General features: G+C 69.8%; 1 protein-coding gene. It reads right to left on the reverse strand.

The features are described 5' to 3' along the window. Positions 1 to 893: IS481 family transposase (locus NPS70_RS28395; protein ID WP_256527333.1), on the reverse strand; the 893-nt coding region annotated here is incomplete at its 3' end. Between the last annotated feature and the right edge of the window lie 61 nt (positions 894 to 954).

Consider the following 954-nt stretch of genomic DNA (forward strand, 5'->3'; position numbering starts at 1 on the left):
GTGTGTCCGCGGTGGTGATTGTAGGTGTGTAGCCAGCCGGGGAAGGCGTCGCGTCGTTCCTGTTCGGAGTGGTAGGGGCGGGCGTAGGCCCATTCGTCGAGCAGGGTGCGGTTGAAGCGTTCGACCTTGCCGTTGGTCTGCGGGCGGTAGGGCCGGGTTCGCTTGTGGGTGATCCCGGCCGCCGCCAGAGCGTCTCGCCAGTCGCGGGATCGGTAGCAGGAGCCGTTGTCGGTCAGGACACGTTCGACGGTGATCCCGGCGGTGGTGAAGAACGCTTGGGCCCGGGTCCAGAAGCCGGTGGCGGTCTCCTTCTTCTCGTCCGTGTGGATCTCGCTGTAGGCGAGGCGGGAGTGGTCGTCGACGGCGGTGTGCAGGTAGCTGTAGCCGGCGTTCTTGCGGTTCCTGCGGCCCGCTTGCCGGCCCAGGGCCTTGTGGCCGCCGCCGTCGGGGATGTTGCCGAGTTTCTTGATGTCGACGTGGACGAGCTCGCCGGGATGTTCGCGTTCGTAGCGGCGGATGATCCGGCCGGTGGCCCGGTCCAGGTGGGTGAGGCGGGCCAGGTGATAGCGGGTGAGCACCCGGTGCACGGTCGAGGGCACGAGGTGCAGCAGGTGTGCGATGCGGGCTGGTCCCCAGCGGCGCAGGAGTCGGACCTTGATGATGCGGCGTTCGGTGCGGGTCGGGGTGCGGCGCGGGCTGGTGTGCGGGCGGGAGGAGCGGTCGGACATGCCCGCCTCGCCGAGTTGCCGGTAGCGGTCGGCCCAGCGCTGGGCGGTGGTGGGTGAGACCTGGAAGCGCTCGGCGGCCCGGCGCAGGGGCCAGCCGTCCTCGACCACGCAGCGGGCCAGGCGCAGTCGCCCGGTCTCGGTCAGGGGTGCATTACGGTGGGGCACGAGGGCCTTTCGGTCAGGTGTAGACGTCGCAATCCACACCGAACCGGAAGGCCCTCACCCA

Origin of the sequence: Streptomyces sp. C10-9-1, assembly GCF_024497955.1 — a bacterium.
Lineage (GTDB): Bacteria > Actinomycetota > Actinomycetes > Streptomycetales > Streptomycetaceae > Streptomyces > Streptomyces sanyensis.